The following is a 13,997-nucleotide window of genomic DNA, read 5'->3' as shown; positions in this document are numbered from 1 at the left end:
AAACAGTGGGTTGTGCGTGCGAACGGTTGCGTTTCCAGAAAGCCATGTCGACCTCAGTCAGCCTTGCGGCTGGTTGTTCCTGTCGTTGTGCCCGTGCAGCGGCGTGCTTGTAATCGGCCCCCAGGCATCGCAGGGCAGCAAACAGCCCCGCGATGCTGTTCCGCCCTGGATCAGTTGCGGCTCGGGAAGATGCCTTCCAGGGCAATGATGAAGTTCATGCCCAGGTAAGGCGCTTGTACCGGGACAGGGATCGAGCTGCCGCCCGCCACCACGTTCACCGCCGGAATGTTGGCATCGAACGGCTTCAGGGTGGTGCTGGCGGCGGCATCGGAATAGATGCTCGCTGCCGCTCCCGAACCGGTGGTGTCGTAAGGTGTGGCCAGCACGCTGGCGGTGGTGGGCTCACCGAGGTTGGCATCGGTGACAACCGCCGGGATGGCGACACTGGCTTTGCTGGCGGGGATCGCCACGGTGATGGGCGGCAGGTTCTGCGGCAGCAGGCTCACCTGGTTGACCCCGGCCATTTCCCCCTGGTCCACAGTCGGCAGACCCGGCCCGGTACCCACGCCAACGGGCATGCGGCCGCGCAGGTCAGGCAGGCCGAACGTGGTCTGGCCATTGCCGCCATAGGTGGTACCGAGGATGGCGAACAGCGCGCTGTTCTGCGCGATGCTCAACAGCTGCCCTTGGCACTGCGCCCAGCCACGCGGCGCGAAATTGCCGGCGAACATCCTGATCTCACCGAGGAATGGCTCACTCATTTTCCGATCTCCTATGACTACGCTATAGAGCGGGCCACACAGCCCCGCGGAATTTGACGCGCGTCGTCAGGCAGGCCTGTCGACGTGAAAAACCGTGAGCGCCGGCCGGCGCATCTCCAGGTACAGGCCGTTGTCGCCAACCACTTCGAAACCGTTGCGCTGGTACAGGCGCAGCGCCGGATTGTGCAAGGTCACGTGCAGGCCGACACTGAGGCCTTGTCGATCGGCCTGCGCCAACCACTGGCGGATCAGCCCGCTGCCGATGCCCCGGCCACGCCAGGCAGGCATCAGGGCGGTATCGATGATTTGCAGATGGCTGTCGGCCCACAGCAGGTAGGCGCGGCCGATCGCTTCACCGGCGATTTCGATGAGGGAGAAATCGGCGTCGGCAAAATGCGTCTGATAATGGGCGTGCTGGGCCTTGAACTGTTGCTCGAGAAACGTCTCGATGACAGCCTGGTCCCACGGCAGCATGGCGACTTCGTCAGCCCGGGTGGTGCCGTAGAGGGTGCGCAGGAACGCTTGGTCGGCGTCGGTGATGGGGCGCAGGTGCACGTCGAAGCTGGCCATGGTGTCGCGTCCTTGCAATAGTCAGCCCCTTGGGAAGGGGCGCACATCCTGTGGATGCCCTGCATATCGGAAACAGCGTAGCCGAACTCCGCGGCAAATCGCCACCATTCCATCAGGCTCGCTATGCACTTTTATCAAACAGTTGTTCGAGGGTTCCCCCCCGCCTGCGCCTGCGCCTGGCTCAAGCGCAGGCCTTCCAGGGCGTTGTACGGTTCCATGGCCCATTGCCGCACACCCTCGCGCACCGCTTCGCTGGCTTCCTGGCGTTTGCGCTGGCTGTCGGCGCTGAAGTTCATCGCCGGTTGCTTGGCATCGAAGGCTGCCACCTGGCGCAAGGTTTGCTCAGCGCCGGGTGCCAGCCCCAGCAGCAGGCCAAGCCGGCCCCAGGTTGCATCGGGCAATTCGTTGTAGTTGACCGCAATACCGCCATGCTGCCGGCACAACGTCAGCCCTGCGTTGAGGATTTCGCCGACCATTCTGCAGGTGTATTCCACCACGCCCATGGCCCCGGCCTGCGGCAACAGCACATCGAAAGCCGACGGCCCGAGCAGGCCCGGGACCCGTTGCATGCCCGCCTGACGCAACTGCGAGGCGACAATCTCCAGCGGGTCGCGGTACAGGAACAGCCGTGGCACCTGCGGATACAACGCCGCCAGCACGGGAGCGTCGAACACGTTCCAGGCATCGAGCTTGACCAGTAACTGGCGCTCATCGCCCCGGCGGCGCTGGCCGTAGGCGGACAATAACGCCTGCAGCGCTGCGTCCTGCCAGGCTGCGGCAGCGGCATCCTGCAGCGGCGCGCGTAACAGGCTGTCCAGTGGCGGTGGCTCGGACAGCACGATGTTGTGCACCTGGCTGGCCAACAACTGCGCCACCAAGGTCGAGCCACAACGCGAGGCGTGGAACAGCAAGGCCGATGGTGCCAGGCCCGGGCTGCATGCGTGCCAGTCAAGCAGCGCCTGGATATCGCTGTCACGGCGCAGCGCCTGGTTGAACGGCAGGCGCAGGGCCAGGTCGACCTCGTCACGGAAAAACGGCTTGCTCAGGTGACGCTCACCGAACCAGCACCAGTCCACCCGCCAGTCGCCGTCCTTGCGCCACAGGCGGATGGGCAGCCAACCGTGGAAATCAGCCGCGTAATTCAGGCTCGCCATTGCTCGCTCCATGCTTGCCGGCCCCGGCGCATGGCGCTGAGCACTTCGGCCTCGGAAAATGCCAGCCCCAGGGTTGCGCCAAGGCGGATGGCCTCGGCCACGAAGGCCTGGGCTTGCTGATGGGCCTGCAGACGAGCGGCCAGGGCCGGGTCCCGCGCCACCTGCTGGCGAAAATCTTCGAACGCCTGCCCCGCCCTGCCCAGGCACAAGCCTGGGGTCTGTGCACGGCCACTTTCGATCAGGGTCAGCAGCCACGGATCTGGCAGGCAATCGAGCACCAGGTGAATGCGCTCACCTGGCCCTGGGTTGTCGACCCGGTGTGGTCGTGACAGGTCGATGAACCAGCACTCGCCTGGACGCATGGGCACTTGCAAGTCATCGACCAGAAATTCCACGCCGGCCGGGCTGAGCAACGGCACATGCAAGCGCAGGCAGCCGCCTGGCCGGCCCAAGTCCGGGTCACGGTGCTCATGGATGCGCGCGCCCGCCCCCAGGCGCAGCAGACGGGCAGCGCGTAGCGAGCTGGCAAACGGCGCGAGCAGCGCCTCCCAGGCCGCTTCTCGCTGCCACCAGGCCAACCGCAGCGCAGCGCCCTGACCGGGAGCAAGCGGCACAACGGCATCTTCGGCGGCCACCAGGGCCACGCCGCTCCAGTCGCCCTGGTGGTAGCCGCTGTTGAAGTGCGGCTGCCAGGCATCGCAGGCTACCCGTTGGAGTGCCGTCAGCACTGCCGGCAGGTCGATGGCCAGGTCGAGGCGAGCGCAGCGTGGCAACAGCAGTTCGGGCATGGGCACTCCTTCAACCGGACAGTTCTAGAAACCACTCTCACGCACGCCCAGCGCTGCCAACCGGCGCCAGGCTGCTTGCAGCAACGACTCGCGGGCACCGTCGAGCACCACCACGCCGCGCAGCGGCTGAGCAACGTCGGCGCTTGCTATCATTGGGCTCAGCCATACGCCGTACTGCGCGTGTAGCGGTTGCGCGCGCTGCTGGCTGTCGCGGCGCACGGCAATCGGGCCGTGGCGATCAGAAGCCAAGGCTTCCAGTTCGAGGTAAGTCGCCCCGGTGGCATCTACCTGTTCCAGGCGCACTGGCACTGCCGCACGCAATGGGTCATCAGCAATGAAACGGCCTTCGATGCCCGCCGCCACTCGCCACAACTCGGCCTCGGCCAGGTAACCACGCAAGCGCACCCCAGGCTCGACGATACGCCCCAGGGGTTGGGCGGTATTCAGCCATTGCCCTGCCGCCAGCCCAGCCGGCAGGTCGCGCACCACCCCGTCGTAAGGGGCGCGCAGCAGTAGCCGTTGACGCTGCGCGGCCAGGCCGCGGAACTCCGCCACCGCTTCGGCCAGTTGCTGCTCGAGCACGCCAGCGTCGCCGGCGGTGGCACTGCGCCCGGACTGCCGGCGCAGCAGCAACTGGAGAGTCTGAATTTCACGGCGAACGATCGCCTGGCGCGAATCCAGGTCGGGCGATTCCAGCTCCAGTAGCAATTGGCCCTGGCTGACCTGCTGGCCATCCTGTACCAGCAAACGCTTCAAGCGCGCCGCCAGCGGGGCGTGCAAGGCACTCACGCGGGACGCTTCGAGCATTGCCGGCACTTCCACCGCACCGCGCCACGGCACGACCAGCAGCGCCAGCAGCAGCAACAACCCAAGGCCACTGCGCAGGGCCTTGTGCGGTTGTGCCCGGCCGCGCCGCTGCCACCACTGCTGCACTTCCTTGCACACTGGCAGGCCGATGAACCACGCCAGTTCGACCAGCATCAGGAAAATGCCCAGCAGCTTGAAAAACAGGTGGTACACCGCCAGGGCAATACCGAAGAACAACACCGCACGCCACAACCAGGCACCATAACCCCACACCAGCAGGCGCTTGTGCAGGCCTTCGGGCCAAGGCTCGGGCTTGGCATCGCCGTAGCCGAACAGCGCCTCGCGCAGGCGCCAGCGGCACAGGGCGAAGGCGCGTTGCTGCAGGTTCTCGACGCCCCACAGGTCACTGACCAGGAAGTAACCGTCGAAGCGCATGAACGGGTTGAGGTTGACCAGCAAGGTAGTGATCCAGGTGGCGCTGGCGAGCATGAACGCTGCCGTGCGCAGCGGCCCATCGGGCAGCAGCGACCAGGCCAGCAGGGCCAGCACCGCCAGGACCAGTTCGGCGAAGATGCCCCCGGCATCGATCAGCAGCCGCGAACGCCGATCACTTACCCGCCAGGCATCACTGACGTCGGTATAGAACATCGGCAGCATCACCATGAAGGCCAACCCCATGCTCTGCACCCGACAGCCGGCCCGCTTGGCCATATAGGCATGGCCGAACTCGTGGCAAAGCTTGGCAAAGGCCAGGGCCAGGCCGAAGACCAACATGCCGCCCAGGCTGAACAGGTGCGGGAAGGTAGCGATGAAACGCGACCAGTCGCGAGCCATCAGGAATACGCCGAGTAGCAGCAACGCGGGCAGACCAAAGCGCAGCAGCCAGCCGGCATGGCGCTCGAGCAGCGGCCAAGTGCGATTGAGGAAAGCGTCCGGACGCCACAACGGGATACGGAAGAACAAGTACTGGTGCAGCGCCTTCTTCCAGACGCTCTGCCGGGTGGCCGCGGCTTTGCTGGCGTAGCTCTGACGCTGGTCGGCATCCTGCGCGGTCAGCAGGTCATGTTGAGCAAGGAACGCTCGCAGGGCGTCCAGTTCGTCGGCTTGCAGTCGCGCGCCTGGTTCGGCATTGGCCGCCGCCAGTACCTGCTGCGGATCGCCCAGGCCCCAGTGGTGCAACAAGCGCACCGCGGCTGCGCCGAGCTTGAAGTAACGGCCGCGCAGAGGGTCGGCCAAGGTCCATTGCACTGAACCGTCCAGCGCCGCGGCCGCCGGCGACAGTTGCAAGTCGGCTCGCAGGGCCGGCAGCATCACCAGCCCAGCCCTTGGCGCGCGGCCGCCAGCGGGCGGCGCAGCAGGTAATAGGCCAGCGGCGCACGCTCGCCATACAGCTTGGCGGTGCCACGCAGGCCGATGCGTGGCGGCGCCTCGACGAACGCCGCGTCCAGCCGATAGGCCAACTGCCCGGCAGCCGTGGCCTGGGCTTCGTAGGCAGCACGCTCGAGCTGCGCGGGGTGCCGGTGCAACGGATCGCTGTCCAGGAACAGCGCCACCTCGGCCCCCGGTTGCAGGGCGATGGCGTCACCCACCGGCAACTCCATGCGCAGCTCGGCCTTGGCGGGATCGGCCAGTTGCAGCAGGCGCTCGCCGGTCTGCACCGGCTTGCCCGTCCAGCGCTGGGCGTCGGCGAACACGGCAATGCCATCCCGCTCGGCGCGCACTTCGCTGCGTGCCAGCAACTGGCGGGCGTAGTCGAGCTCGGCGCGCTTCTGCTCGACCCGTGCAGCCAGCAGGTCGAGGCGCGCACTGGAATCAGCATCGGAGAATGCGCGCTGGGTGCTGGCTTTGAGCTCGGCCTCGGCAACCCCCAAGGTACGCTCGGCAACATCCGCCTGCGCCTTGAGCGAGGTATCGTCGAAACGCACCAACAGTTCACCGGCGGTGACCGTCTGGTTGGGTTTGACCCGGAACTCGGCAATGACACCGTCCAGCGGCGCGGCCACCACCTGGCCACCGCGCGGCACCACCTCGGCGGGCGCCAGCACCGACTGACGTACCGGTATGCACAGCACCACCACGGCCAGCGCCACAAGCGCCAGCAGGCGCCGCCGTGGCCAGCGCAGGCGCCAGGGGCGCGCCGGGCGCAAGGCCTGCCAGGCATGGCCATAGGCTTCTGCCAGGTGCACCAGCAGGGCTTGCTCGGCAGCGTTGAACGGGTTATCGCGTGCCAGCCACAGGCCGCCGAAGGTTTGCCCTTCACGGTTGTGCAACGGCAGCCAGAAAGCCTGCACAGCAGACAAAGCCTGCCAGTCGTCGCGCACCTGCGCATCGAGTATCGCCGGGTTGACCGCTGCGGCGGCATCAGCAGCACCTGCGGCCTGCAACTGCCTGGCGGCGCGCTCGACAAAGGCCACGAATGGCGCATTGCTTTCCACCACGCTGATACCAGTCAGGGCCTGGACCTTGCCTTCGATCAACAGCGCGGCATGGCGAAAGCCAAACAGCGCCTGGCCATCGTTGACCATGGCATAGGCCAACTGCTCGCTGCTGGCAGCTTGGCGAGCCTGCCGTTCCAGCCCCAGAAACCGGGCGAAGGCATGCTCAGCCATGCCGTTGGCGGCGGCCGTCATGGTTGTTCCGGGAAAATGGCCGTACCGCTCATGCCCGCCAACAACCCTTGGGCGTCTCGCGGCAGTTCGCCGATCAGCAGCAGGGTCTGGCTGCCTTCATCGATCCGCGCCCCCACGCGCTTGACCTGCGCCTGCAGCGGTCGGCCGGTTTCATCCGGGGTGAACTGGAAAGGTTGGCCAGGCTTGAGACGTGCGAGCCAGTTCGATGGTACCAGCAGCTGAATCTCCAGCGAGCGGTTGTCCACCACTTCCAGCAGCGGCGCCCCGCTGGGTACGCTTTCGTGTGGCTGGGCACGGCGTTGCACCACACGGCCATCGAACGGTGCATTGACCACGCAGCGCCTGACCTGCACCTGGTACACCTGCGCTTCGGCCTGGGCTTGGGCCTGCCTGGCCTCGGCCAGGGAAACCTCGTAGCGGCCGACCGACTTGAGGGCGGCCAGTTGCCGATTGTGGTCGAGTTCCTCCCGGGAAGCGCGTACCGCCGCCTGGGCGGCGTTGAGCTGGGCCTGGTAAGCAGCGCAATCGAAGCGCGCCAGGGTACTGCCCTTCTTGAAGTCTTCACCTTCTGCATAGGGCATCTCGACGATGCGCCCGGCCAGTTCACTGGCCAGGACCGCGTGATCGCGAGCGCGCAGCACACCGCGGGCATTCTGCCCGGTGCCTGCATCGCTGCGGGATGGCGCGTCCAGCAATGGGTCGCCTGCTGCTTCACTGGCAACCGCCAGCGGCAACTGCAACACAACCAAGACCAGGGCCAGGCAGATGGCAGGACGCATGGTGCACACTCCTTGTGAACGCGGTGGCCGGAGTGTACGACAAAGATGATGGCACGGATATATCACACTGACCGACGCTGACCTGCACGCCAGGTCATCCGAGCGCAGCCGTCAGGACACGCCACGATCTACCCCTTCGGCGGCACCCATCAGTTGCATCAACGCGCGGTTTTCCACCGGCCGGCTAAGCAGGTAACCCTGCACCTCATGGCACTGGTCATCGCAAAGCAAGGCCAGCTGTTCTGCGGTCTCCACGCCTTCGGCGGTGACCGTCATGCCCATCGCATTGCCCAGGTTGATGATAGCCTGCACCACGCTGCGATCACTGCTGCTGGTGCCCAGCGACTGGACGAAACGCTTGTCGATCTTGATGCTGTCGAACGGGTAGGTGCGCAGATAGCCCAGGGAAGAATAGCCCGTGCCGAAGTCGTCCATGTTCAGACGCACCCCCAGCTCCTTCAACGCGTTCATGGTCTGCAGGGCTCCCTCTATGTCATTGAGCATGACGTTCTCGGTAATCTCCAGCTCCAGGCGGTGGGCAGGCAGGCCGGTGTGCCGCAGTGCGTCGGCCACGTCCCGCACCACGTCGCTGCGGCTGAACTGTGCCGGCGACATGTTGACCGAGACCAGGATCTCCAGCGGCCAGCCACGCGCCAGGGTGCAAGCTTCCTGAAGCACCCAGTTGCCCAGTTGCACGATCAGGTCGGACTCTTCGGCCAGGGCAATGAAGCGATCAGGCCGCAGCAAACCAAGCCGCGGGTGTTGCCAGCGCACCAGCGCCTCGGCAGACGCCACCGTCACACCGTCCACCTTGTAGCGCGGCTGGAAATGCAAGCGCAGTTCACCCCGGGCGATGCCTTCGCGCAATTCACGCTCCAGCTCGCGCTTTTCCAGCAATGCCGAGTTCAACTGTGCCGAGAAGTAGCGCCAGGTATGCTTGCCGGCCTGCTTCGCGCTGTACAAGGCGACATCGGCATAACGGATCAGGTCACTGGCGGAGCCGGGATATTCTGCGGACAACACCACTCCGAGGCTGACCCCGACCTGGACCTTGTGTTGCTCGAAGGTGATCGGGCGCTTGAGGGTTTCGATGACCCGCGCGCAAAAGCGGTCCACTTCATCGTGTCTGCCCGGCCGGGCCAGCACGATGACGAACTCGTCGCCGCCCAGGCGAGCCACCAGGTCGGTGTCGCGGGTCACCTGGCCCAGCCTGCGGGCCACTTCGATCAGCACGGCGTCCCCGGCCGGGTGGCCGAGGCTGTCGTTGATCGGCTTGAAATTGTCCAGGTCGAGCATCAGCAACGCCTGCTCCCCGCCCCTGGCATCATCCAGGAAGCGGAACAGCTTGTTGCGGTTGGGCAGGCCGGTGAGCGCATCGTGCAGCGACAGGTGCTGGACCTGCGCATGGGCCGCCACTTCGTCGGTGATGTCCGTGCAGGTACCGCGGAAACCCCGGCAGGTCTTGTGTTCGATGATGGCCTTGGCAGCGATCCGGCACTCCCGGCGTTGCTCCTGATGATCCCGGTACTGGCAACGCAGGCTGCCGGTCGAATCGCTGCCGGCGAGGCTGTGCAGCCAGGTCTCGACCTGGCCGGTGTCACAATCGAACAGGTCGCTGATGGGGCGTTGCAGCCAGCGCTCCAGGGTATGCCCGGTCAGCTCGGTAAAGCGCGGTGAAAGATAGGTCAGGCGCTGCTGCGCATCGGTTTCCCAGATCCAGTCCGATGCGGCCTCGGCCACTGCCTTGAAGCGCGCTTCACTGGACTCCAGGGCGGCTTTCGAGGCCGCCAGCGCGTGGTGGCTACGGTCCATGCTGGCGGTGGCACGCATGGCATAGCGGGCGAACAGCAGCATGACCAGGGCGATGATCAGCAACGCCAGGGCCAGGGGCAACAGGACCGTCTCGAGCAGGTCCGTCCCCGGCTGCTCGATATGCCAGGTCAGGGCGTAGCCACTGTCCTCCAGCGGCACGCGCCCCTGGTCTGCCTGCACCTGGCTTGCGGCAACCACGGCAAAGCCGGCCAACCCGGCAGAGCGCCCCAGTTGACCGAGCACCTTCGGGCTGAGCACCCGCACGAAGACCAGCACTGCGCCGGAGGCCGGCAGCGGCTGCCCGGCCGAGGACGGGCGGATGACCGCTGCGGTGAACAGCGCCGGCTGGCCATCGAACACCAGGTAGCCGGAGGCCGCCTGTTGCGCCTGCGTCGTCGCCTGCCGGGCCCGTTGCAGAACCTGGGCGCGGCTGCCGCTGTAGCGTTCGAAGGGTTGTTCGCTGAGATGCCCGTCCAGCATCGCGTAGTGGGTGCCATCGTCACCCAGGATGAACACCCCTTCATAGCCGTCAGTGCTGTAGAGCGTCTCGCCCAGGTTATCCTCGTCGTAGGCCCAGTGCCGGTCCACGCGGCCAGCCAAGTGATCGAATGCGGCTTGCCACACGGCATAGGAGACCAGGTAGTTGCGTTCGTTCTTCTGCAATTGAGCCAGTGCCGACTCGGCGTGAAACCGGCTCTGCGTTCGTTCGCGCGCATCCAGTGACTCGGCGATGCGGTACAAGGAAACCAGGCCCAGCAGCAAAATCAACAACAGCAGGCTGGAAAAGACCAGCGTCAACTGCCGAACCACCTGACTGCGTGACGAATTACTGCCGAAGGTTGCATCCATTCAGTGGGCGCCTTTTACCGTGTTCCAAAGAATGGACTGTCAGCAGTTGGCTGCCGATCGATCCGGTCGACGACCGGACGCCAGTTCTCCGGGAAGTCAGCAGATACGAACGAAACCTCAAAGGACCCGTTTGATCAACGGCTCCAACCGGCTGAAGCGTAGCCGACGCAAGAGCTTGCGTACTTCCTTCGGATGCTCGGCCTTGCTCCCCAGCGCTTGCGCTGGGTCGATCCGCGGCGCATGCCGGCGCAGCGCGACCAGCTCGGCCTCCCGGGACTCCCGCCATTCGCCGTGCGGGTCATCGATGAGCAGGCCGTTCTCCAGGTCCAGGTTGAAGCCGCGGGGGTTGAGGTTATTGCCGGTCAACAACGAATAGCGTTGGTCGACCCACACCCCCTTGGCATGGAAGGTATGCCCGGGGTCGTTCCACACTCGCACCTGCAACTGGCCGCCGGCAATCGCGGCGTGGCGACGCCGGGCGAAGGCACGCAGGTTGTCTTCATAGAGATAGGGCAAGGCACCGCTGGCACTGAACGGTTCACCGGGGGCGATATAGAAGTCGTTGGCCGTACGGTCGCCGACGATCAGTTCCACCCGCACGCCTCGCTCCAGCGCATGATCGAGTTCACGCATCAAGACCCGAGGCGGGTTGAAATACGGCGTGCTGATGATGACCTGGGTACGCGCCGCTGCCAGCAAGGCACACACTGCCCGGTTCAGCGGGTTGCCACGGCCCACGCCCAGTAGCGGGATCACGCGCAGTCCTTGCCCCGGCACACTGGCCGGTGCTGCATAAGCCATGCGCCGCAACCGCGCGCGCAAGCGCCGGATATCGCTGCGCAGGCTGCGGGTGGAAGGCTGGGCCGGCAGGTCCAGGCGCGGCGTGGCGGTGTGGTGCAACAGGCGCCGGACCAGGTCGACCATGGCGTCGGCCAGGGCTGGCGAGTGGAACAGGTGGTAGCGGTCCAGGCGGTAGCGGTCGAAGCGGTGCAGGTAGACGTTGTTCAGGCTGGCGCCGGTGTAGATCACGCAGTCGTCGATGATGCTGCCCTTCAGGTGCAGCACCCCGAACAGCTCGCGGGTCTGCACCGGCACGCCATGGATCACGATATCCAGCCCGTGCTGCTGGCGCTGGGCCTGGTACCAGGCGGCGTTACCCGGCTGGCGGCCTGCCCCCAGCAGGCCGCGCCGGGCGCGGAACCAGTCGACCACGATGGTGATATCCAGGCCTGGCCGTGCCGCCTTGGCCTGGTACAACGCATCCAGCACTTCCTGGCCTGCCTCGTCTTGCTGCAGGTACAGCGCGACGATGACGATGCGTCGGGTCGCGGTGCGGATCTGCTCGAGCAGGCAAGCGTGATAGGCCTTGGCATCGGCCAATACCTGGATCGACTCAGGCGCCAGGGCGTAGCCTGGCAAACCTGCCAACAGGGTTTCGGGGGTCACTGACGGTTACCTTCTCTGTGCAATCACTGTCATGCATCAGCTTGCACAGGAACGGCGCAATGGTCCAGCGCTGCGCGAAAGGGGCGCCAGGCGCCCCTGCGCTGCACCACCGTTACTTCAGGTCGAACCGGTCCAGCTCCATGACCTTCTCCCAGGCTGCCACAAAGTCCCTGACGAACTTGTCACCGCCATCACTGCTGCCATACACCTCGCTCAAAGCCCGCAACTGAGCATGCGAGCCGAATACCAGGTCGACACGGCTGGCGCTCCATTTCACCTGCCCGGTCTTGCGGTCACGGCCTTCGAATGCCTCGTTGTCGGCCGAGGTCGCCTTCCATTCCACGCCCATGTCGAGCAGGTTGCGGAAGAAATCGTTGCTCAGGGTGCCGACCTTGTCGGTGAATACGCCCTGCTGGTTGCCGCCATGGTTGGCACCGAGCACACGCAGGCCGCCGATCAGCACGGTCAGTTCAGGGGCGGTGAGGGTCAGCAGCTGGGCCTTGTCCAGCAGCAGCTTCTCGGCCTTGACGCTGTAGCGGGCCTTGGTGAAGTTACGGAAGCCATCGGCCAGCGGCTCCAGCACAGCGAACGACTCGACGTCGGTCTGCGCTTGCGAGGCATCGGCACGTCCCGGGCGGAAGGCCACGCTCACGTCATGCCCGGCATCCCTGGCAGCCTTTTCCACTGCAGCCGTGCCGGCGAGGACGATCAGGTCGGCCAGGGAGATTTGCTTGCCGCCGGCGTTGAACTCGGCCTGGATCTTTTCCAGCGCTGCCAGCACCTTGCCCGTGCCCTGGTTCGCCGGCCAGTCCTTCTGCGGTGCCAGGCGCAGGCGCCCCCCGTTGGCCCCGCCACGCTTGTCCGAGCCGCGGAAGGTCGACGCCGCCGCCCAGGCGGTGGCCACCAACTCGCCAACGCTCAGGCCGGCGGCCAGCACCTGGGTCTTGAGCGCCGCAATGTCCTGCTCGCCCACCAACGGCTGGTCGACTTTGGGAATCGGGTCTTGCCACAGCAGCTCTTCGTCGGGCATTTCCGGGCCCAGGTAGCGCGCCAGCGGCCCCATGTCGCGGTGAATCAGTTTGTACCAGGCGCGGGCGAAAGCGTCCGCCAGCTGTTCGGGGTTGTCCTTGAAGCGGCGGGCGATCGGCTCGTAGATCGGGTCGAAGCGCAGCGCCAGGTCGGAGGTGAGCATGGACGGCGCGTGGCGCTTGCCCGGGTCGTGGGCATCCGGAACGGTGCCTGCCCCTTTGCCGTCTTTCGGCCGCCACTGGTGTGCGCCTGCCGGGCTCTTGGTCAGTTCCCATTCGAAGTTGAACAGGTTGTTGAGGTACTCGTTGCTCCAGCGGGTGGGGGTCGAGGTCCAGGTAACTTCCAGACCGCTGGTGATGGTATCTGCGCCTTTACCCGTACCGAAGCGGTTGGCCCAGCCCAGGCCTTGCAGTTCCAGGCCGGCCGCTTCCGGCTCGGCACCGACATTGTCGGCAGGGCCGGCGCCATGGGTCTTGCCGAAGGCATGCCCGCCGGCGATCAGGGCCACGGTTTCTTCATCGTTCATGGCCATGCGGCCGAAGGTTTCGCGAATATCCCGGCCTGAGGCGACCGGGTCGGGGTTACCGTCCGGGCCCTCCGGGTTCACGTAGATCAGGCCCATCTGCACCGCCGCCAACGGGTTTTCCAGGTTGCGTTCGCCACCCAGCGCACGGCTTTGCTCCTCCGGGTGCTTCGCTGGCTCGGCGACCAGGTCACCCTGGCCCGGCGCCTGGGCCTTGACCTGTTCATTACCATAACGAATGTCGCCGCCCAGCCAGACTTTTTCCGAACCCCAGTACACATCCTCGTCCGGCTCCCACACATCAGCGCGGCCGCCGGAAAAGCCGAAGGTCTTGAAGCCCATGGATTCAAGGGCGACGTTACCGGTGAGCACGATCAGGTCAGCCCAGGAAATCTTGTTGCCGTACTTTTGCTTGATCGGCCACAGCAGGCGCCGGGCCTTGTCCAGGCTGACGTTGTCCGGCCAGCTGTTGAGCGGGGCGAAGCGCTGCTGACCCGAACCAGCACCACCCCGGCCATCGCCGATGCGGTAGGTACCCGCGCTGTGCCAGGCCATGCGGATGAACAGCGGCCCATAATGGCCGAAGTCGGCGGGCCACCAGTCCTGGGAATCGGTCATCAGAGCGGTCAGGTCTTGCTTCAGGGCCTGGAAGTCGAGGCTTTTGAACGCCTTGGCATAATCGAAACCCGGGTCCATCGGGTCGGACTTGGAGGAATGCTGGTGAAGAATTCTCAGGTTGAGCTGGTCAGGCCACCAGTCACGGTTGGTGGTGCCGCCACCTGCGGTTTGATGGAACGGGCATTTCGATGCGTTCGACATCTGCGTGTACCTTCGGGTCGTTTATCCAGA

The 13,997-nt window shown here is 65.6% G+C and carries 10 protein-coding genes; all 10 read right to left on the bottom strand.

Features of this window, described 5'->3' with window-relative positions; translation table 11 throughout:
* Window positions 1–170 precede the first annotated feature (170 nt).
* On the bottom strand, window positions 171–761 hold the full coding sequence (locus QSV36_RS13500; protein WP_289132286.1) for a phage tail protein: 591 nt from the start codon (window positions 759–761) through the stop codon (window positions 171–173).
* Between the two features lie 66 nt (window positions 762–827).
* Window positions 828–1,331: a GNAT family N-acetyltransferase gene (locus tag QSV36_RS13495; RefSeq protein ID WP_289132284.1), complete on the bottom strand. Its 504-nt coding sequence runs from the start codon at window positions 1,329–1,331 to the stop codon at window positions 828–830.
* 134 nt (window positions 1,332–1,465) lie between these two features.
* Entirely contained in the window at window positions 1,466–2,485 is a 1,020-nt protein-coding gene (locus tag QSV36_RS13490) for a sulfotransferase family protein (RefSeq protein WP_289132282.1), read from the bottom strand.
* Window positions 2,473–3,273 carry an aspartyl/asparaginyl beta-hydroxylase domain-containing protein gene (locus QSV36_RS13485; protein WP_289132280.1) on the bottom strand — a complete coding sequence of 267 codons (801 nt, stop codon included), beginning with the start codon at window positions 3,271–3,273 and terminating at the stop codon, window positions 2,473–2,475. Before QSV36_RS13485 ends, QSV36_RS13490 begins: the two co-directional genes overlap by 13 nt.
* Before the next feature lie 24 nt (window positions 3,274–3,297).
* Entirely contained in the window at window positions 3,298–5,394 is a 2,097-nt protein-coding gene (locus QSV36_RS13480; RefSeq protein WP_289132279.1) for a site-2 protease family protein, read from the bottom strand.
* Window positions 5,391–6,710 carry an efflux RND transporter periplasmic adaptor subunit gene (locus tag QSV36_RS13475; protein WP_289132278.1) on the bottom strand — a complete coding sequence of 440 codons (1,320 nt, stop codon included), beginning with the start codon at window positions 6,708–6,710 and terminating at the stop codon, window positions 5,391–5,393. The genes QSV36_RS13480 and QSV36_RS13475 overlap by 4 nt, the downstream gene beginning before the upstream one ends.
* Window positions 6,707–7,489: an efflux RND transporter periplasmic adaptor subunit gene (locus QSV36_RS13470; RefSeq protein ID WP_289132277.1), complete on the bottom strand. Its 783-nt coding sequence runs from the start codon at window positions 7,487–7,489 to the stop codon at window positions 6,707–6,709. The genes QSV36_RS13475 and QSV36_RS13470 overlap by 4 nt, the downstream gene beginning before the upstream one ends.
* A gap of 111 nt (window positions 7,490–7,600) precedes the next feature.
* Entirely contained in the window at window positions 7,601–10,150 is a 2,550-nt protein-coding gene (locus tag QSV36_RS13465; RefSeq protein ID WP_289132276.1) for a bifunctional diguanylate cyclase/phosphodiesterase, read from the bottom strand.
* 117 nt (window positions 10,151–10,267) lie between these two features.
* Window positions 10,268–11,596 carry a CDP-diacylglycerol--serine O-phosphatidyltransferase gene (gene pssA, locus QSV36_RS13460; protein WP_289132273.1) on the bottom strand — a complete coding sequence of 443 codons (1,329 nt, stop codon included), beginning with the start codon at window positions 11,594–11,596 and terminating at the stop codon, window positions 10,268–10,270.
* A gap of 112 nt (window positions 11,597–11,708) precedes the next feature.
* Window positions 11,709–13,967: a catalase/peroxidase HPI gene (gene katG, locus QSV36_RS13455; protein WP_289132271.1), complete on the bottom strand. Its 2,259-nt coding sequence runs from the start codon at window positions 13,965–13,967 to the stop codon at window positions 11,709–11,711.
* Window positions 13,968–13,997 lie beyond the last annotated feature (30 nt).

The organism is Pseudomonas sp. BCRC 81390 (assembly GCF_030341915.1).
Classification (GTDB): Bacteria; Pseudomonadota; Gammaproteobacteria; order Pseudomonadales; family Pseudomonadaceae; genus Aquipseudomonas.
This window is presented reverse-complemented; position numbering and strand designations above follow the sequence as displayed.